General features: G+C 64.4%; 20 protein-coding genes, 1 riboswitch and 1 other annotated feature. Of the genes, 10 read left to right on the top strand and 10 right to left on the bottom strand.

What is annotated here, in order from left to right; all coding sequences use genetic code 11:
• Window positions 1-428 precede the first annotated feature (428 nt).
• Both dnaA and VHO04_RS16800 read left to right on the top strand, forming a co-directional pair.
• On the top strand, window positions 429-1,811 hold the full coding sequence (gene dnaA / locus VHO04_RS16805) for a chromosomal replication initiator protein DnaA (RefSeq protein WP_414713130.1): 1,383 nt from the start codon (window positions 429-431) through the stop codon (window positions 1,809-1,811).
• Between the two features lie 243 nt (window positions 1,812-2,054).
• Window positions 2,055-2,483, top strand: a complete 429-nt coding sequence (locus VHO04_RS16800; RefSeq protein ID WP_329629388.1) for an OsmC family protein — start codon at window positions 2,055-2,057, stop codon at window positions 2,481-2,483.
• Here VHO04_RS16800 and VHO04_RS16795 read toward each other — a convergent pair.
• Complete coding sequence (locus VHO04_RS16795; RefSeq protein WP_329629387.1) at window positions 2,480-3,064, bottom strand: hypothetical protein; 585 nt, start codon at window positions 3,062-3,064, stop codon at window positions 2,480-2,482. The two genes, VHO04_RS16800 and VHO04_RS16795, sit on opposite strands and share 4 nt — an antisense overlap.
• Before the next feature lie 169 nt (window positions 3,065-3,233).
• Entirely contained in the window at window positions 3,234-3,800 is a 567-nt protein-coding gene (locus tag VHO04_RS16790; protein ID WP_329629386.1) for a hypothetical protein, read from the bottom strand.
• Window positions 3,801-3,911: 111 nt separating this feature from the next.
• Between VHO04_RS16790 and VHO04_RS16785 the strand changes: the two genes are divergently transcribed.
• From VHO04_RS16785 to VHO04_RS16765, 5 genes are all read left to right on the top strand, one after another.
• Entirely contained in the window at window positions 3,912-4,337 is a 426-nt protein-coding gene (locus tag VHO04_RS16785; RefSeq protein WP_329629385.1) for a DUF1801 domain-containing protein, read from the top strand.
• Window positions 4,338-4,350: 13 nt separating this feature from the next.
• On the top strand, window positions 4,351-4,758 hold the full coding sequence (locus VHO04_RS16780; protein ID WP_329629384.1) for a DUF1801 domain-containing protein: 408 nt from the start codon (window positions 4,351-4,353) through the stop codon (window positions 4,756-4,758).
• Between the two features lie 62 nt (window positions 4,759-4,820).
• Window positions 4,821-5,123: a hypothetical protein gene (locus tag VHO04_RS16775; RefSeq protein ID WP_329629383.1), complete on the top strand. Its 303-nt coding sequence runs from the start codon at window positions 4,821-4,823 to the stop codon at window positions 5,121-5,123.
• Between the two features lie 60 nt (window positions 5,124-5,183).
• Window positions 5,184-6,041: a TauD/TfdA dioxygenase family protein gene (locus tag VHO04_RS16770; RefSeq protein ID WP_329629382.1), complete on the top strand. Its 858-nt coding sequence runs from the start codon at window positions 5,184-5,186 to the stop codon at window positions 6,039-6,041.
• A 93-nt stretch (window positions 6,042-6,134) separates the two neighbouring features.
• Window positions 6,135-7,016 carry an arylamine N-acetyltransferase gene (locus VHO04_RS16765; RefSeq protein WP_329629381.1) on the top strand — a complete coding sequence of 294 codons (882 nt, stop codon included), beginning with the start codon at window positions 6,135-6,137 and terminating at the stop codon, window positions 7,014-7,016.
• Here the strand turns inward: VHO04_RS16765 and VHO04_RS16760 are convergent.
• The 8 genes from VHO04_RS16760 to thiC all read right to left on the bottom strand — a co-directional run bounded on the left by VHO04_RS16760 (window position 7,013) and on the right by thiC (window position 14,321).
• Window positions 7,013-7,462: a glycine zipper 2TM domain-containing protein gene (locus VHO04_RS16760; protein WP_329629380.1), complete on the bottom strand. Its 450-nt coding sequence runs from the start codon at window positions 7,460-7,462 to the stop codon at window positions 7,013-7,015. The genes VHO04_RS16765 and VHO04_RS16760 overlap by 4 nt on opposite strands.
• A 203-nt stretch (window positions 7,463-7,665) precedes the next feature.
• Complete coding sequence (locus VHO04_RS16755) at window positions 7,666-8,301, bottom strand: hypothetical protein (protein WP_329629379.1); 636 nt, start codon at window positions 8,299-8,301, stop codon at window positions 7,666-7,668.
• A gap of 391 nt (window positions 8,302-8,692) precedes the next feature.
• Window positions 8,693-9,220, bottom strand: a complete 528-nt coding sequence (locus VHO04_RS16750) for a 2'-5' RNA ligase family protein (RefSeq protein ID WP_329629378.1) — start codon at window positions 9,218-9,220, stop codon at window positions 8,693-8,695.
• A gap of 48 nt (window positions 9,221-9,268) precedes the next feature.
• Window positions 9,269-9,562 carry a hypothetical protein gene (locus tag VHO04_RS16745; RefSeq protein ID WP_329629377.1) on the bottom strand — a complete coding sequence of 98 codons (294 nt, stop codon included), beginning with the start codon at window positions 9,560-9,562 and terminating at the stop codon, window positions 9,269-9,271.
• Window positions 9,563-9,631: 69 nt separating this feature from the next.
• Window positions 9,632-10,860 (bottom strand): IS3 family transposase gene (locus VHO04_RS16740; protein ID WP_329629376.1). Its coding sequence is split into 2 segments (ribosomal slippage): window positions 9,632-10,572 and window positions 10,572-10,860, totalling 1,230 coding nucleotides; the frame shifts between segments, so codons are not numbered across the junction.
• Window positions 10,465-10,579, bottom strand: a sequence feature (AL1L pseudoknot). (Overlaps the previous gene by 115 nt.)
• 50 nt (window positions 10,861-10,910) lie before the next feature.
• Window positions 10,911-11,561, bottom strand: coding sequence for a hypothetical protein (locus VHO04_RS16735; RefSeq protein ID WP_329629375.1), 651 nt, complete (start codon window positions 11,559-11,561; stop codon window positions 10,911-10,913).
• Window positions 11,562-11,570: 9 nt separating this feature from the next.
• On the bottom strand, window positions 11,571-12,359 hold the full coding sequence (locus VHO04_RS16730) for a DUF4145 domain-containing protein (protein ID WP_329629374.1): 789 nt from the start codon (window positions 12,357-12,359) through the stop codon (window positions 11,571-11,573).
• Between the two features lie 72 nt (window positions 12,360-12,431).
• On the bottom strand, window positions 12,432-14,321 hold the full coding sequence (thiC, locus tag VHO04_RS16725) for a phosphomethylpyrimidine synthase ThiC (protein WP_329629373.1): 1,890 nt from the start codon (window positions 14,319-14,321) through the stop codon (window positions 12,432-12,434).
• A 42-nt stretch (window positions 14,322-14,363) separates the two neighbouring features.
• Window positions 14,364-14,474: riboswitch (TPP riboswitch) on the bottom strand.
• Window positions 14,475-14,587: 113 nt separating this feature from the next.
• Between thiC and VHO04_RS16720 the strand changes: the two genes are divergently transcribed.
• From VHO04_RS16720 to VHO04_RS16710, 3 genes are all read left to right on the top strand, one after another.
• Window positions 14,588-15,508: a DUF4189 domain-containing protein gene (locus VHO04_RS16720; RefSeq protein WP_329629372.1), complete on the top strand. Its 921-nt coding sequence runs from the start codon at window positions 14,588-14,590 to the stop codon at window positions 15,506-15,508.
• A 113-nt stretch (window positions 15,509-15,621) separates the two neighbouring features.
• The gene (locus VHO04_RS16715; RefSeq protein ID WP_329629371.1) at window positions 15,622-15,924 is read left to right on the top strand and encodes a hypothetical protein; all 303 of its coding nucleotides are present in this window, start codon (window positions 15,622-15,624) and stop codon (window positions 15,922-15,924) included.
• Window positions 15,925-16,046: 122 nt separating this feature from the next.
• Window positions 16,047-17,279, top strand: coding sequence for a cytochrome P450 (locus VHO04_RS16710; RefSeq protein ID WP_329629370.1), 1,233 nt, complete (start codon window positions 16,047-16,049; stop codon window positions 17,277-17,279).
• The last annotated feature ends 43 nt before the right edge of the window (window positions 17,280-17,322 follow it).

Below are 17,322 nucleotides of genomic sequence, written 5' to 3'. Positions count from 1 at the left end.
GGCATTTTTTTGTGCGTCCGTTCGTGACGCCGCGATGGCAGTTGTGTTGCAGCGCGGTAAGTGACGGATTTGCTGCGATTCGCTGCTGTCATATTTGACGTCACAAATAAGATATTGAAAAACATAGGAAAATCGGAGTTCCGACGCGATTCCGACCCCCCTTGCGAGTCAAGATTTTTATTTCAGTATTTTTACATGTGTCGGACTTGATCGACTCGCGCCGCCTTGCCTAGACAGAGGGAGTCATCGGCCTTCGCCGGTGGCCGTCACATCGACATGATTCGCGCTCTTTCGGACTGCGTGTCCGGGACGGAATGTTTGCGTCCTGGCGCAGGCAGCGCGAATTTGCGTGTGGCCGGCCGCGCGAGGAACCGAACGGGGGCAGCGAGGGGCGGCACGGCGTGATACAAAGCGGGGATCGGCATGGCATGGACGCAAGGAACGGGGCAGTGAGCGGGGACGCCGCTACGCTCTGGCCGCGCGTTGCCGAGGGCCTGCGCCGCGACCTCGGCGCGCGCACCTTCGACCATTGGTTGAAGCCCGTCCGCTTTGCCGATTATTGCACCCTGTCGGGCGTCGTGACGCTCGAGACGCAGAGCCGCTTTTCGGCCAACTGGATCAACGAACGCTTCGGCGACCGGCTCGAACTCGCATGGCGCCAGCATCTGCCTGCCGTGCGCGGCGTGACTGTGCGCGGCGGAGCCGCCGCGGCCGCCCGCGCCGAGACGCTGGCGACCCAGCCGCTGCCGGCGTTCGAGGCGCCCCAGCCCGCCGCCGCCAACCCCGCCTTGCTCGGCTTCGATCCGCGCCTGTCGTTCGACCGCTTCGTCGTCGCGCGCTCGAACATCCTTGCCGCCAACGCCGCGCGCCGCATGGCGATGGTCGAGACGGCGCAGTTCAACCCGCTCTATCTCTGCTCGGGGACCGGGCAGGGCAAGACGCACCTCTTGCAGGCGATCGCGCAGGATTATGCCGCGGCGCATCCGACCGCGACGATCATCCTGATGTCGGCCGAGAAGTTCATGCTCGAATTCGTCGGCGCGATGCGCGGCGGCGACATGATGGCGTTCAAGGCGCGGCTGCGCGCCGCCGACCTGCTGCTGCTCGACGATCTGCAGTTCGTGATCGGCAAGAATTCGACGCAGGAGGAACTGCTTCACACGATCGACGATCTGATGACGGCGGGCAAGCGCCTCGTCGTCACCGCCGACCGCCCGCCCGCGATGCTCGACGGGGTTGAAGCGCGCCTGCTGTCGCGCCTGTCGGGCGGACTCGTCGCCGATATTGAGGCGCCCGAGGATGACCTTCGCGAACGGATCATCCGCCAGCGGCTCGCCGCGATGCCGATGGTCGAGGTGCCCGACCCGGTCGTCGCTTATCTGGTCAAGCATTTCACTCGCAACATCCGCGAGCTCGAAGGCGCGCTCAACAAGTTGCTGGCTTACGCCGCGCTGACCGGGACGGTGATCGACCTGGCGCTGGCCGAGGACCGGCTCGCGGAAAATGTGCGCAGCGCCCGCCCGCGGATCACGATCGACGAGATTCAGCGCGCGGTCTGCGCGCACTACCGGCTCGACAAGGCCGAAATGGCCTCGAAACGCCGCGTCCGCGCGATCGCACGTCCGCGTCAGGTCGCCATGTATCTGGCAAAGGAACTGACGCCGCGCTCCTATCCCGAGATCGGCCGCCGCTTCGGCGGGCGCGACCATTCGACGGTGATCCACGCGGTGCGCACGGTCGAGGCGCTTCGCGTCCATGACAGCGAACTCGACGCCGAAATCGCGGCGATCCGGCGCAGCCTCAACGGCTGATCCACAACTTTATCCCCGGGATTATCCCCGCCGGTGGCGGTCTGCTTTGGGGTGGGGAACTGCCGTCGCCGATCCTCCCCGGCACGGGGAGGATATCTTGCCCGCTTCCGGTCGTTTCCTGACATGGCGGCGGACCGCTCACCTAGCTGCCTCTAAAAGGCGTGGCAGCGGGCGGGCGCCGGGCGTAGGTTGTGCACGGCCCATTTCCCGAGTCCCGCCACTTTTCAACCGAAGGAGACCATCATGACCGTCAATCGCGCATCCGCCCGCTACGAAGGGTTCGGCAAGGATGGCAAGGGGGCGATCACGACCAAGTCGGGGGTGCTCGACGCGCAGCCCTATGGCTTCGGCACCCGTTTCGAGGGGCAGCCGGGAACCAATCCCGAGGAACTGATCGCGGCGGCGCACGCGGCCTGTTTCACCATGGCGCTATCCTTCGGTCTCGCGCGTGCGGGCTATTCGGGCGACACGCTCGAAACCAGCGCCGCGGTGACGCTCGAACAGCAGGACGGCGGTTTCACGATCACCAGGTCGGCGCTGATGCTGACCGCCAAGGTGCCGGGAATTTCGGCCGACGAATTCGCGGCGATCGCGGGCGAGGCCGAGAAGAATTGTCCGGTGTCGAAGCTGCTCAACTGCGAGATCACGCTCGAGCATAGCCTCGAAGCCTAGGCGGCATGGCGTAGCGGCGGGGGCAGTTCGTCGGCCATGAAGTCGAACATCGCCTGCGCCGGCGGCGCGAGCGCCCAGCTTTGCAGCACGCGGTGACGGCCGTGACCGACATGGCTTTCGATCAGCGCCAAGTCGCGCGGGATCCAGTTCCAGGCGAGCGGCACGGCGGGAAAATCGCAGGCGCCGTAACCGAGCGTGACATGCGGGCGGAGACCCGATTTGCGATGCATGGGCGCGATATCGTGCGGTGCGAGCAAAGCGACGATCGCTTCGTAAAGCTGTCGGACCTCGCCGACGCTGCCTGCGGTGATAAGTGCGGCGCCCGCATCACGCGCGACGATCCGGCCGAAGGGAATGGACGCCGCCGCAGGCAGGCCCGCCTCGAACGCTCTCGCTACGCGCTGGCGCAGGAAGGGATGCGGCGCCCGCGTCTCGGCGATCGTGCAGAGCGTCAGATGATAGAGTTGCGGTTTCAGCCCCGCGAACAGGTCGCCCGAAACCTGCGGCAACTGGCGCGCCAGCCAGCCCGCGCGGTCGGCGGCGACCTGAAAGCCCAGGAAATAGCGGAACATCGGTGCCATCTCTCTTCTCCGAATCGGATAATGTTCCCATTATGTTCTTATCTGGAGCGAGAGTCGAATCCAGATGTCGGGTTGAAAGGCTGAATTGCCGGGATCGGCGAGACTCGCGATTTAGCCCTCCTGTTCCCCCGCGAAGGTGGGGAACAGGGAGGTGACAAGGCCGCGGGCGCTACTGGCAGTTGCCGTCGCGTTTCTCTTCCTTGCCACTCGCTAGGAACCAGCGGGCCTTGGCGGGATCGGCGGCTTCGTCGAAATAGCAGACGTCGGTCGCGCCGGTGCGCGGGTCGATCTGGACCGACCATTGGTGCGCGCCGCAATTATGCTGCTCGCACGCCCAGGATGCGACCTTGTCGCCGCGCATCTCGATCGGTGAGGCGGGGCCTTGGGTCGTGGTGATCGCCTTCAGAACCGCGGCGTCCTTCACCGTCGCGGCGATTCCCGCCTTGACGAGCGCATGGTCGTTCCACGCGATCCCGTCGACCTTGTCGAACGGATATTTGCCCACATAGGAGGCGAGCTTGCTGCCCGCGGTCGGTGGCAGCGGCGAGGTTATGGCGGGGCCGGCATCGCCCGCCTTGGTGGTGCCGGCGTCCGAGGGATTGCTGGCCGGGGCCGTTGCCGCCGGCGTCTCGCTCTTCGGGGCTTCGGCCCCCGCCTTTTCCGCCTTTGCGCCGCAGGCGGCGAGAGCAAGAGCGAGACAAGAGGTGGCGAGGACGGGGATACGACGACGAACCATGCGGCTTTCTCCTGCTGTCGCGCCTCTCCTATCATGGCGGGACAGCGAAGAACATCGCTGCTGGATGGACCGGCCCCGGCGTGGCATCACGCGCCTTGCGAGGAGCGAGTCATGGCGAAATCCGAAAAGCCCGTCCTGCTGTCGGGCGGCAATCCGCAGATCGCGAAGGGCGAAGGCGATGCGCCGGTGCAGGCCTATATCGCCGCGATGCCGGGCTGGAAATCGGCCGCCTGGGCGCGGCTCGATGCGCTGATCGCGCGCGAGGTGCCCGGCGTGCGCAAGGCGGTGAAGTGGAATTCGCCGCTTTATGGCGCGCCCGATGCGCTGCCGAACCACTGGTTCCTCAGCATCCATTGCTATGACCGCTATATCAAGGTCGCCTTTTTCGACGGCCGGCGGCTCGACCCGGTGCCGCCCGTGGCGTCGAAGAGCGGCGACACGCGCTATTTTCATGTCCATGAGGCCGATGCGGTCGACGAGAGCGCCTTCGCCGACTGGGTGCGGCAGGCGAGCGTGCTGCCCGGCGAGAAGATGTAAGGGAGACAGGGTGATGGCGGACGAAGACGCTTCGGTGCTGATCGATGCGAAGATCGCGTCGCTCGGCGACTGGCGCGGCGCGACGCTGGCAAAGCTGCGCGCGCTGATCCGCGAGGCCGATCCGGCGATCGAGGAAGCGGTCAAATGGCGCAAGCCGACCAACCCCGCGGGCGTGCCGACCTGGGAGCGCGCGGGCGTGATCTGCACCGGTGAGACATATAAGGACAAGGTCAAGCTGACCTTTGCCAGGGGCGCGGCGGTCGCCGATCCGGCGGGGCTGTTCAACGCGAGCCTCGACGGGAATGTTCGGCGCGCGATCGACCTGTTCGAGGGTGACAGCGTCGATGCCGCGGCGTTCAAGGCGCTGGTGCGCGGCGCGGTCGAAGCGAATCTGGCGAAGCCTGCGCGATCAAGGGCATAGGCGCCCGCCGGGGGAACTTTCGGACGCGCAGCAGGGTTGATCCGTCGCCCAAAGGGGAGACGATGATGATCAAGACAGGCTTGCCCATGATCGCGGCGGTGCTGGCGTTCGGCGCAGCGGTGCCGGTCGCGGCGCAATATACGGTCGATACGGCGCTGTCCGATTCGGTGCTCGGCGAGACGCGCAAGATCGGCGAAAAGTCCACCAAATCCGACCATATGACCGACGAACAGCTCGCTTTCTGGCGCGACTATTGCGCCAAATGGCCCAAGGGCGGCGCGTGCGACAGCTATCGTGCGGAGGTGGCGCGGCGCGGCGCCGTGGCGCGGCAGGGGCCGGCGAAGGCGAAGGAAAGACGTCGCTGAGCTTGACTCGGCGTTCCCGCGCTCGCCTAATGCCCGCTTCGGGAGCAAGGAGAGAATGGCATGAACGTCGCCGCATCGCCGCAGAGCTTCGCGCGGCTGAAGGTCGCGCCGCTGACCCCGTCGATCGGGGCCGAGATTTCGGGCATCGACCTGTCGCAGGAGCAGGATGACGCGGTCATCGCCGAAATCCGTGCCGCGCTGCTCGCGCACAAGGTCGTCTTCTTTCGCGGCCAGCCCATCACCCCCGCGCAGCATATCGCCTTTGCCCGCCGCTTCGGGACGCTCGAAATCCATCCCGCGACGCCGAAGGATCAGCCCGATCCCGAAGTGCTGCACATCGCGCACGGCCCCGATTCGAAGGGCAAGGAAAATGCCTGGCATTCGGACGTCACCTGGCGCGCCGAGCCATCGCTGGGGTCGATCCTGCGCGCGGTCGAGGTGCCTGCGGTCGGCGGCGACACGCTGTTCGCCGACATGGCCGCGGCGTTTCGCGGCCTGTCGCCGGCGATGCAGGACTTCTGCCGCGGCCTGACCGCGGTGCACGACATCGTGCGCGTTTTCGCCGGGCGGCTCGGCAAGCCGGTCGAGGAATTGCACAAGCAATATCCGCCGCAGGTCCATCCACTGGTGCGCACGCATCCCGAAACCGGCGAACAGGCGCTCTATGTCAACATCGCCTTCACCAGCCATGTCGAAGGGCTGTCGGCGAAGGAAAGTGACCGGCTGCTCGCGCATCTCTATGCGCAGGCGGCGATCCCCGAATATCAGTGCCGCTTCCGCTGGGAGCCGGGCTCGATCGCTTTCTGGGACAATCGCGCCGCGCAGCATTATGCCGCGTCGGACTATTTCCCCGCGGTGCGGCGGATGGAGCGGGTGACGATCGCGGGCGACCGGCCCTTCTACAGGGACGAGCGCTGAGGCCGCTCCGCCGACCGATTTCGGTGCTTGATCTCAACCGGGCTTGAGCTTTCATAAGCATGGGCCTGCGATTCGCGAAAGGACGATCCGCCCATGCTGCACCGCTTTGACGCCCCCGCTTCGGATGGCGATTTCCCCGATCCGGCACCGGCCGGCGATGACGTCCTCGCCCGCTATTTGGTGCGGATCGGATATGCCGGCCCGGTCGCCCCGACGCTCGACACGCTCGCCGCGTTGCAGGCGGCGCATCAGGCGGCGATTCCGTTCGAGGCGATGGACGCGCTGACCGGCGAAGGCGTCGACATCGACCCACGGGCGATCGAGGCGAAGCTGATCGATCGCCGTCGCGGCGGTTATTGCTTCGAGCAGAACGGCCTGTTCCTGCGCGTGCTGCAGACGATCGGCTTTGCGGCCGAGGGGCTGCTCGGCCGGGTGCGCTGGATGCTGCCCGACGACGCGCCGCCGACGGGGCGCACGCACATGGTGGTGCGCGTGACGATCGATGGGCGGGGGTGGCTCGCCGATGTCGGCTTTGGCGCGACGGTGCCGCCGCAGCCGCTCGCGCTCGGCGATGCGCTGCCGCAGCCGACGCGGCACGAAAGCTATCGTGTCCAGCCGCTCGATACCGGATACCGGGTCGAGGCCGAGATCGCGGGGGCGTGGAAAACGCTCTATGACCTGGAGGCCGCGCCCGCACCGGCGATCGATTATGAGATCGGCAATTGGTATACGTCGCAGCACCCGTCCTCGCATTTCCGGCACCAGCTCGTCGCGGCGCGGACGACCGCCGAGGCGCGGCATGGCCTCCGCGACAACCGGCTGACGATCCGCCATGTGGGCGGCGTGATCGAGCAGCGCTATCTGTCCGCCGACGAGATCGAGGCCGCGCTCGCCGACATCTTCCTGCTGACCCCCGAACCCGGCTGGCGCCGCGCGATCGAGCGCGCGGCGACCACCGCCGAAATTCAGGCCTAACGGCAGCGCACGTCCTTGTTGCCGCTGCGGTCGATCGCGCGGCCGGCGACCGCGCCGCCGATCGCGCCGAGCACGGTGCCCAGCGTTTCGCTGTCGCCCGGCGCGATGACGTTGCCGATCACGCCGCCGGCGATGCCGCCAACGATCAGCCCGGTCGTCCCGTCGCTGCGACGGCAATAATATTGGCCGTTGCGGCCGCGATAGACGCGGTCGCTGTTCGACAGGCGGCGTTCCTTGTAGCGGCGGTCGCTGCGATAATAATTTTCGGCATAATAGCCGCCGTAGCGCGGGTCGGGGCGGTTATAGTCGTAATTGCCATAGCGGTCGTGATAGCCGCGATCGTAATAGCCGTAGCCGCCGTCGTCATAGCCATAGCCGCCGGTCGAGGCGCAGGCGCCGGTCAGGGCGGTCGCGGCGGCGAGGGGCAGGATCATCCATCTGTTCATCGGCATCACTCCGTTGGGGATGCCGGACCGGAGCGGCGGGGCGTCCCTTGGCCCCACCACCAAGAATAGACCCGCGAGACGGGGCGGGGTTCCATGGGCTCCCGAATCCGCGGCGACCGGCCCTCCCGGGCCGGGCAGCGAGGCGCGCGCTCGTGGAAGTTGTCAAACTTGTCATTCCCTTCCGGTAAAATGATACCCGCCGGTCAATAATCGTCATCGTCGCCATAATTTTCGCCGTCGGGGCGCAGGTCGCGCGGATCGATGCCGAGCGCGGCGGCGAGCAGCGCGGGGTCGGGCGGCGCCGGGGTGCCGCGATCCTCGCCCATATAGGCGGAATCCTCGGCGAGGCTGAGCAGCCGCGCGAGGATCAGCGCCGGGCCGTCGAAATGCTGCACCGCTTCGCGCCCGTCGCGCCAGTCGCCAAAGCGCACCGGATCGCGGCGGCGGAGGATGAACTGGGTCAGCCGTTCGTCATAATAGCGCCGCTCGCCGATCTGTTCGCCCTGATAGAAGACGGGGCGCGCGACGCCGTGGACCGCGCGCGACAGCGCCGCATCGGCGAGCCGCCGCACCCCCATGTCGAGCGCCGCGTCCCACGCCAGCCGGAACGCCTGCGCCTCCGGCCGGCGGCGGAGGTTGTAGGCGGCGGTGGCCGACAGCCCGACCGCGGCCGCCGCCTGCACGACGCAGGCAGTCTCCGCGAGCGCCTCGATAAAGCCGACCTGCCGCTCGGGCGTCCAGCCGTCGTGGCGCGCGCGCAGCGGCACGGGGGCGAGGGCGGCGGGCGCGGCATCGTCGAGCGGCGCGGCGGGGCGAGGGGGGAGTTTTTCCGGCTTCATCCGACAGGATGAACCACAGATGGGGAATGTAGGACAGGGGTTTCGGGGCGGGGGTGTGCGAAATAGGATCGGCGCGGGCGGGGGAGAACATATGTCGGTCTCCGGCTGGCAGCGGACATAGCTTGCATCGTCATCCCGGACGTGATGCGCGATCCACTCTCTCATCGTCGGATGAATGGATCCCGGATCAAGTCCGGGATGACGAAGATAGGAGATGTCCGCTTGCGACCGATTGCGGAGCTATCTTCTCTCCTCCCTGGAAGGGAGGGGCGGGGGTGGGTGGCCGCCGAAGGCGGCGCTCTTCCTTCCGGCTCGCTACGCTCGCTACCCACCCCTAACCCCCCCCCTTTCAGGAAGGGGAATATCCGCTTCCCGCCCAAAGCAGCCACCGTCAGCCCACACCGCCGCGGAGGGGCCAGCGGCCGTGTTCGACATGGGTGGTCTTGCCGACGATGCTTTCGGTCAGGATGATTTCGTCGACCGTCCAGCCGATCGGCGGCAATTTCAGCGCGCCGAATGTCTGCGAACCCAGCCGGTCGCCGCGATAGTTGATCGTGATATGCGGTTCGGGGGTGGTGCCGTCCATGATCGGCGCCTTTGCGGCGACCAGATGGTTGACCAGCGCCTTCTGAAACGCCCGCGCCTCGGCCAGCGGCTCGCGCGTGCGCAGCGTCACCGCCTTGCGGTTCTCGATCCGGTCGAAGCGGAGCGGAAAGGGGGGCGCGGCGAAGCCGTCCAGCGCGGCGATGGTCGCGGGCAGCCACTCGGGCGGCGCATGGTGGAGGTCGTAGAGCGAGATGAGCGTGACATGGAGCAGGGCGGGGCCGCGCCCGGGGTCGTTGCGCGGCAGCGCGGCGATCTGCGCCTGCACCTCCGGCGGCGGCTTGGCCATGACATAGAGGGGGTTCCGGGCGCGCATGGGTGGGAGTGTAGCATGGTGTGGGGATTTGGCGCGAATGGCGGACAGTTAGATGTCGAGGGAACGCTTAAGCGTAGCGATCAGATCTTGTGTGAAGTTGCTTGGATTGTCGTTTTCCCAGAGCACCGTCGTACAATGATTGGTGTCAAAGTGCGACTTCCTTTCATCGAATTTTGCCTTCTCACAAATGTAGAGGACAGGTTTTCCTAAACCTTCGGCATAACCTGCCTCCCAATATGCGCCCGCGTTTTCATGTGTTAAGTCAGCTAAAACAAAGGCTGAATCTCTAATTTGAATCCTCATTAAGTTGTCGATGATTCCGGCTTTGCTGACATCTCTCATGTCAACAAGATGATATCCCAGAGAGTTTACTGAAGCGCCCCGGGTTTTCTGGAGGCTGTTTCGTTTGAGTCATGCGACCATATCGAGGGTCTCAACGGTTGCATAGTAATTGGCCTCAGCTTCGGCGGGCGGGATGTATCCGATGGGGCCGAAGAGGCGATGGTTGTTGAACCATTCGACCCAGTTCAAGGTCGCCATCTCGACCGCCGATGCGCTCGGCCATGACCGTTGGCGCCATATGACCTCGGCTTTGTAGAGGCCATTGATGGTTTCGGCCAAGGCGTTGTCATAGGAATCGCCGACGCTGCCGACAGAAGGCACCAGCTTTGCTTCCGCCAGGCGCTGGGTGTAATTCATAGCCAGGTATTGAACGCCGCGATCGCTGTGATGGATCAGCCCATCTTCCGGACTGGGCTGTCGGGCGTGGATCGCTTGTTCCAGAGCATCCAGGACAAAGCTGGCGGTGGGTGCGGTGCTGACTTTCCAGCCAACGATCCGTCGCGCGTATGCGTCGATCACAAAGGCGACATACACAAAGCCCGCCCAGCTATGGACATATGTGAAGTCGACCACCCACAACGCGTTCGGCCGGCTGACGCGGAACTCCCGGTTCACCTTGTCGAGCGGACATGGAGCTTTGGGATTGCTGACGGTCGTCACGCAAGTCTTTCCGCGCCTTACCCCTGTCAAGCCCATGGCGCGCATCAGCCGCTCGATCGTGCATTTGGCTACTGTCGCTCCCTCTCTGCGCATCTGGTGCCAGACCTTGCGCGTGCCATAGAGGCCGGAGCTGTCGTCGTGGACACGCTTGATCTGCTGCTTGATCTCGTCATCGCGCCGGGCTCGCGCTGACCGTTTGGCAGGGTCAGCAAGCCGGGCCGCATGTTCGTGGTAGGAGGATGGGGCGATTGCCAACTCGCGGCAGATCGGCTCGATACCCAGTTCCTCACGGTGGCTGTCGATGAACGACATCACCATTTGCCGGGGCGGTCGAGCTCCGCCTGCGCAAAATATGCCGACGCCTTGCGCAGGATCTCGTTGGCCCGGCGAAGCTCTTTCACTTCGCGCTCAAGCAGCTTCAACCGATCCTTGTCGCTGGCGGTTTGCGCCGCTGGCCCCGCTCGTCGGCTCGCCTCCTCGCGGCACCAGCGGCGCAGCGTCTCTGCCGTGCAGCCGATCTTGCCTGCAATCGAGGTCATCGCCGCCCATTCCGATCCGTAATCGGCGCGGTGCTCGTCAACCATCCGGACAGCGCGTTCGCGGACCTCAGGTGAAAACTTGTTCGTCGTCTTGCTCATCGTGGCTCCTTCTTCTCACAAGTAGGAGCCTCCGGGAAACCCGGGGCGCTTCATACTGCCGGTTTTATATGGTCTTTCAGTAGAGCATCCAGAATGGCTTCTCCGAACCTGAGAGCCATAAATCCCGTTTTAGTGGATATTTTTCCTGACTTTTCTTGCTCATAGATGTCCCATCCCGACAGCGTGAGTCCAACTTGTTGAACCAAGGGTGGGCCACTCAGCGCCTGCATCGAAGTGCAGGTAATTAGACGGCGCCCCTCAATTTCAATAACTAGGTTCATGCAGAATGAACGGTTTGGAGAGCCCACGGCAGCATGGAAGGATGGCGGAAGTTTACCTAGCGTTTTGCCAGATTCTTCGATCCGTTCTCCAATGTACCTGATAATGTTCACGACCTGCTGCGACGGCGTTGGAAGTACATTGTCGCCTTCACAAAAATCCGAAAGGCTGTCCGTGGTCCACAAACTTGGGCGCTCATCATTGTCGGTAAACTGACGGATTTTGTGAGATAGAGCGGCGCGGCGCATGGGTGTCATGCCCGGCATTCTTAAGTCGAGGTAATCGTCTATAACTGTTCTTGATAGAGCGAACTTACCGCAAACCTCGCAATTGAACAGCAACGCGTCGTGCAGGAAGGGCGTGCTGACACAGCGGTATTCGTCAAGAGATAGGCAGACTGGGCATTTGACGTCCTGTTCCATCCTCTTCCCTTATTTCATATCGCGTCGATCAATCGCGGAATGTATTTTCTCTCCAAGACCAGCATATAGTTTTTCTATAGCTTTCGGCTGGCTGATCATAGAATCTACTATCATATTAACCAGTGAGAAAAGTTGCTCGACGACCTTTCTGTCATCTCTAATATCGAGTTCTCCCGGATGCACGGCGTTATTTCCTATAACCCGAACCACATCCAGCATTTTTTGAACCCGGACGTCGAGTCCCTTTTTTACTAGAGAAGATATGTCGCTATTTATGTTTTTTCCTTCTTCGCCAAGATGAATGCAAATCTTTTGAATGCACAAACGAAGTAAGGCTGCACTGCCACGGGGGGACTGACGAGCGATCTGACCTGCTTCCAAGAAGTCTCTCTGAATCTCTTCTGGCATATCGGCGTTGGGAATCGGTGCCTCATTAAGGTGAGGCCAGATCAATTCGTTGCCAATCCAGAATGCTAATTTTTTGCAGTTGTAGCATTCCGAGATATCGGCGTTCTGCACGTGTTCGGTATATCGCTCATGCCGGCCTTCTATGAAGGGCGTGCCAGAGTGCAGCCTTTCGAGAAACAGCTCAAAGTCCCTTCTTTTTTCTTTGTCTTGTATGTCTTTGAGAAAAAAATCTTTTTCTTCTTGCAAACTGGTTATTCTCAAAGGCGCAGAGTTTTCATCTGGCTTGAATGTTGCCTTTATAGATCTCCAATACTGAGTAGTGAGCGCGCTGCAGTGAGGGCATGAGAAGGCGGTCAAGCCAGTGCTCGGCTGTACGAATTTTGCAGTCACTAGCTATCGCCCCTCTCAAGACCGAACGCATTGTTTACACCATTTAACTGTGCGCTCTAGTCGGTAGCGATATCAATCATGCTCCCGGCCCCCCGCGCCCATATACAGCTCGCGCCCGGTTTCCTCATAAACCTCGCTCATCTCCGCCATGCCCTTTTCGGCCTCTTCGGCGGCGATGAAGCCGGCGCTGTCCTGATTTTGCAGCTTCGCGAACTCGCGGACTTCCTGGCTGATCTTCATCGAGCAGAACTTCGGCCCGCACATGCTGCAGAAATGCGCCGACTTGGCGCCCTCGGCGGGAAGCGTCTGGTCGTGGTATTGCTCGGCGGTGTCGGGGTCGAGCGACAGGTTGAACTGGTCGCGCCAGCGGAATTCGAAGCGCGCTTTCGATAGCGCGTCGTCGCGGACCTTGGCGGCGGGGTGGCCCTTGGCGAGGTCGGCGGCGTGGGCGGCGAGCTTGTAGGTGACGACGCCGACCTTCACATCGTCGCGGTCGGGGAGGCCAAGATGCTCCTTGGGCGTGACGTAGCAGAGCATCGCGGTGCCGTACCAGCCGATCATCGCGGCGCCGATGCCGCTGGTGATATGGTCGTAGCCCGGCGCGATGTCGGTGGTGAGCGGCCCGAGCGTGTAGAAGGGCGCCTCGCCGCACGCCTCCAGCTGCTTGTCCATATTCTCCTTGATCTTGTGCATCGGGACGTGGCCCGGGCCCTCGATCATCACCTGCACATCCTGTTCCCACGCGCGCTTGGTGAGCTCGCCGAGCGTGTAGAGCTCGGCGAATTGCGCCTCGTCGTTCGCGTCGGCGATGCTGCCGGGGCGGAGGCCGTCGCCGAGGCTGTAGGCGATGTCATAGGCCTTCATGATCTCGGTAATCTCGTCGAAGCGGTCGTAGAGGAAGCTTTCCCTGTGATGCGCGAGGCACCATTTCGCCATGATGCTGCCGCCGCGGCTGACGATGCCGGTGACGCGCTTGGCGGCGAGCGGCACATAAGGAAGGCGGACGCCGGCGTGGATGGTGAAATAGTCGACGCCCTGCTCGGCCTGCTCGATCAACGTGTCGCGGAAAATCTCCCACGTCAGCTCCTCGGCGATGCCGCCGACTTTCTCGAGCGCCTGATAGATGGGGACGGTGCCGATCGGCACGGGCGAGTTGCGGATGATCCATTCGCGCGTGTCGTGGATGTTGCGGCCGGTCGACAGGTCCATGACGGTGTCGGCGCCCCAGCGGATCGACCAGACCATCTTGTCGACCTCGCTCGCGACGTCGGACGCGACCGCGCTGTTGCCGATATTGGCGTTGATCTTGACGAGGAAGTTGCGGCCGATCGCCATCGGCTCGCTTTCGGGGTGGTTGATGTTGTTCGGGATGATCGCGCGGCCGCGCGCGACTTCCTCGCGGACGAACTCGGGGGTGACGTAGTCGGGGATGCTGGCGCCCCAGTCCTGCCCGTCGCGGATATATTCGGCGAGGCGCTCGCGGCCGAGATTCTCGCGGGTGGCGACATATTCCATCTCGGGCGTGATGATACCGCGGCGGGCGTAGTGCATCTGGCTGACGTTCGCGCCCGGTTTGGCGCGGAGAACCGTCTTGCGGACGTTGGGGAAGGCGGGGACGCCGCCGCTGCGGTCGGGGCCGAGCTGGCCGTTGTCCTCGGGGCGGACCTCGCGCTGGGTCACCTCCTCGACGTCGCCGCGGGCGCGAATCCAGGCGGCGCGCAGTTCGGGGAGGCCTTCGGCGATGTCGATGCTCGCATTGGGGTCGGTGTAGGGGCCGCTGGTGTCGTAGACGCGGACGCTGGGCTCGCCCGAGTGCGGGTCGAGGTCGATCTCACGCATCGCGACGCGAATACCGCTGCCGGTGGGGCTCGCGACATGGACCTTGCGGCTGCCGCGGATCGGCCCGGTGGTGACGCCGATCGCGCCGAGTTTCGCTTCAATGCGGGAATCGATGTCGGCCATGTGCTCTCGCTCCAGTTATCGGAGCGAAGATGGGGATTCCGGGCTAGGAATACCGACCCTCCCTCCGCCGGTATTACCCGGATCAGGTTCAACGGGTCGCGGGTTGTTCCGCTCTCAACCTGTTTCCGCACACAGGCTCCCCGGGGATGGGCGGGTTATAGGCGGCGGCGCGCGCACTGTCCATGCGCCGCTTGTGACCGCGAACACTTTCGCTAAGGGAGAATGCGATTAGGGCCGTCTTATCAACTGGATAAAAGGGTCGGGATATGACGGGATTCGATATGCGGCGTGTGATGCAGATGCTGGCGGTGCTGCTGGCGTGGGCCTTGTGGCCGGCGGCGGCGCACGCGCAATATCCGTGCAACGGTCCGGGGCCCGGCGAGCGGATGGTCGGAATGACGCAGGGCGGCAACGGCGTCGCGCCGATCCCGCTGTGCGTGCGTGACGATTCGGCCGCGGCGCCCGCCCCCGCGCCGGCGCCGAACAACAGCTATGCCGCGATGGCCTGGCACCCCGACGCCGCCGACGTGTGGGTCGACGGCAATTACGTCGGATCGAATAATGTCGGCGAGAGCGAGGTGCTGGCGGCGTGCAACGCGGTGATGGGCGGCGGCTGCACCGCGGCGGGGACGTGGTGGAATTCGTCGATGACGGTCATCCGCGACCGGCAGGGTTATTTCTACAAGGGCTGGGCCGGCGAGGGCGGGGCCGAGCGCAAGCAGGTGCTCGCCGAATGCTCGGCCAAGCAATTGCTGCCGTGCGAGGTTTTCGCGACGATCCGGTCGAGCACCAACCACCGCTTTCCCGGCGCCGGGGTCCGCAAATTTTTCGCGGCGTCGGCGTGGGTCGTCGGCAACGCGGCCGACGGCTATGACGGCAAGCTCTATGTCGCGAGCGGCTATCGGGGTGCCGACGAGGCGATCGCGGCGGCGATCAAGGCGTGCGCCGACGCGACGAAGCACAAGTGCGATTCGAACGCGCTGACCGGCAACGGCTTCATCCAGGCCTATCGCATGAACGGCGGCGACGACAGCGCGACGGTCGAAACATCGGCCAAGCGGGCGAAGGCGGCGGCGGAAGCGAATTGCAAGAAGCAGAAGAGCAAGGGCTGCGAATTGCAGGCGCTGTTCGACAGCCGCACGCCGGGGCTGTTCGTGCATGATTTCCATGCCGCCGGCGGGGGCTGACTTCGCCCGCATCGCAGGCCCGCATTGCAGGATTGTAATGTGGCGGACGCGCTGCCGCCATGCGGGGCGTGCGATCTTCCCCATCCTCTCCATGGGATGAAAGGAAATCCGTCATGCCGAAGTTCACCCTTGCCGCGATCGGCGCCGCCGCGCTGTTCGCACTGTCGGGGACGGCCGCGACCGCCCAGAGCGCGACGCCCTATTGTTCGAAGACCGTGACCGACAATTGCATGCAGCGCGAAGGCCATGCCGCCGCGGTGAAGCATCACGCCGTGCCGAAGCATCATGCCGCCGCAAAGCACCACGTCGCGAAGCACCGCACGGCGAAGCATCGCGTTGCGGCGAAGCATCATCGGCCCGCGCAGCATCACGCGATGGCGGCCAAGCCCGCGCCGAAGCCCGCGCGCAAGATGTGAACCGGGGCCGTGCGTCGCCGCGGCCCGCGCGGCGCACGGCCCGCTTTTCCGCACGCGCCGGCTTGCGGTGCGATCCGGCGCGGCTACACTCCCGCAAAACGAAGCGATAGCGGGAGAGCGATATGGCGTCGGTGGTGGACGAAGCGCGGGCGGTGAGCCCGGTCGATGTCAGCGACATCGCGCTCTATGTCGAGGACAGATGGCGCGCGCCGTTCGCGCGGCTGCGCGCCGAGATGCCGGTGAGCTGGTGCGCAGACAGCCCCTATGGCGGTTATTGGTCGGTGGCGACGCACGCGCTGGTACAGGCGGTCGAGCTCGACCCCGCGACCTTCTCCTCGTCGTGGGAGAATGGCAATATCGTCATCGCCGATCCGCCGCCGCAATCGAACCTGCCCAATTTCATCGCCGCCGACCCGCCGGTGCATACCGCGCAGCGCCGGGTGATCTCGCCCGCCTTCAGCCCGAGCCAGATGAGCGAGCGCGAAAAGACGGTGAAGCAGCGGACGCGCGAGCTGTTCGACGCGCTGCCGGTCGGCGAGACGTTCGACTGGGTCGAAAGCGTCTCGGTGCCGCTGACGATCGGGATGCTGTGCATCCTGTTCGATTTTCCGTGGGAAGAGCGCCACGACCTCAAGCGCTGGTCGGACTATGGCGGCAATGTCTCGCCCGAGACCGCGACCGAGGAATATCGCGCCGAATGGATGGCGCAAATGCAGGCGATGCTCGCGCGCTTCGACGCCGAATTCGCCGCGCGCAAAGCGCTGCCGCCGAGCGACGACCTGCTGTCGCGCATGGTGCATAGCGAGGCGATGGGGAATCTGAACCCGATGGAGCGGCTCGCGAACATCGCGCTGCTGATTGTCGGCGGCAACGATACGACGCGCAATTCGATGAGCGGGCTGGTCGAGGCGCTGCACCGCTTTCCGGGCGAACTCGACCGGCTGCGCGCCGATGCGTCGCTGATCCCCAATGCGGCGCAGGAGATCATCCGCTGGCAGTCGCCGGTCACCCATATGCGGCGCACCTGCACGCGCGACGTCGAGCTGGGCGGGCAGTCCTTGCGCAAGGGCGAGAAGGTGATCCTCTGGTATATTTCGGCGAACCGCGACGAGAGCGTGTTCGCCGACGCCGATGTCTTCGATGTCGGGCGCGAGAATGCGCGGCGACACGTCGCCTTCGGGCACGGCATCCATCGCTGCGTCGGCGCGCGGCTGGCCGAAATCCAGCTCTGCACGCTGATCGAGGAAATCGTCGCGCGCGGCATCCGCATTGCGCCGCAGGGGCCGGCCGAAAGGCTGCCGAGCCCGTTCCTGCATGGCTTTACGCATATGCCGGTGCGGATCGTCGCGGGATAGCCGCCGGCATTTCTTTCCAAACTGGAAAGTAAAGACTTGCCAA

Origin of the sequence: Sphingopyxis sp., from assembly GCF_036261875.1 — a bacterium.
GTDB lineage: Bacteria > Pseudomonadota > Alphaproteobacteria > Sphingomonadales > Sphingomonadaceae > Sphingopyxis.
This window is presented reverse-complemented; position numbering and strand designations above follow the sequence as displayed.

Excerpts from the sequence above, each read along its gene's own strand:
- dnaA (WP_414713130.1), top strand. The coding sequence starts at position 429 with ATGGACGCAAGGAACGGGGCAGTGAGCGGGGACGCCGCTACGCTCTGG.
- VHO04_RS16800 (WP_329629388.1), top strand. The coding sequence starts at position 2,055 with ATGACCGTCAATCGCGCATCCGCCCGCTACGAAGGGTTCGGCAAGGAT.
- VHO04_RS16795 (WP_329629387.1), bottom strand. The coding sequence starts at position 3,064 with ATGGCACCGATGTTCCGCTATTTCCTGGGCTTTCAGGTCGCCGCCGAC.
- VHO04_RS16790 (WP_329629386.1), bottom strand. The coding sequence starts at position 3,800 with ATGGTTCGTCGTCGTATCCCCGTCCTCGCCACCTCTTGTCTCGCTCTT.
- VHO04_RS16785 (WP_329629385.1), top strand. The coding sequence starts at position 3,912 with ATGGCGAAATCCGAAAAGCCCGTCCTGCTGTCGGGCGGCAATCCGCAG.
- VHO04_RS16780 (WP_329629384.1), top strand. The coding sequence starts at position 4,351 with ATGGCGGACGAAGACGCTTCGGTGCTGATCGATGCGAAGATCGCGTCG.
- VHO04_RS16775 (WP_329629383.1), top strand. The coding sequence starts at position 4,821 with ATGATGATCAAGACAGGCTTGCCCATGATCGCGGCGGTGCTGGCGTTC.
- VHO04_RS16770 (WP_329629382.1), top strand. The coding sequence starts at position 5,184 with ATGAACGTCGCCGCATCGCCGCAGAGCTTCGCGCGGCTGAAGGTCGCG.
- VHO04_RS16765 (WP_329629381.1), top strand. The coding sequence starts at position 6,135 with ATGCTGCACCGCTTTGACGCCCCCGCTTCGGATGGCGATTTCCCCGAT.
- VHO04_RS16760 (WP_329629380.1), bottom strand. The coding sequence starts at position 7,462 with ATGAACAGATGGATGATCCTGCCCCTCGCCGCCGCGACCGCCCTGACC.
- VHO04_RS16755 (WP_329629379.1), bottom strand. The coding sequence starts at position 8,301 with ATGAAGCCGGAAAAACTCCCCCCTCGCCCCGCCGCGCCGCTCGACGAT.
- VHO04_RS16750 (WP_329629378.1), bottom strand. The coding sequence starts at position 9,220 with ATGCGCGCCCGGAACCCCCTCTATGTCATGGCCAAGCCGCCGCCGGAG.
- VHO04_RS16745 (WP_329629377.1), bottom strand. The coding sequence starts at position 9,562 with ATGAGAGATGTCAGCAAAGCCGGAATCATCGACAACTTAATGAGGATT.
- VHO04_RS16735 (WP_329629375.1), bottom strand. The coding sequence starts at position 11,561 with ATGGAACAGGACGTCAAATGCCCAGTCTGCCTATCTCTTGACGAATAC.
- thiC (WP_329629373.1), bottom strand. The coding sequence starts at position 14,321 with ATGGCCGACATCGATTCCCGCATTGAAGCGAAACTCGGCGCGATCGGC.
- VHO04_RS16720 (WP_329629372.1), top strand. The coding sequence starts at position 14,588 with ATGACGGGATTCGATATGCGGCGTGTGATGCAGATGCTGGCGGTGCTG.
- VHO04_RS16715 (WP_329629371.1), top strand. The coding sequence starts at position 15,622 with ATGCCGAAGTTCACCCTTGCCGCGATCGGCGCCGCCGCGCTGTTCGCA.
- VHO04_RS16710 (WP_329629370.1), top strand. The coding sequence starts at position 16,047 with ATGGCGTCGGTGGTGGACGAAGCGCGGGCGGTGAGCCCGGTCGATGTC.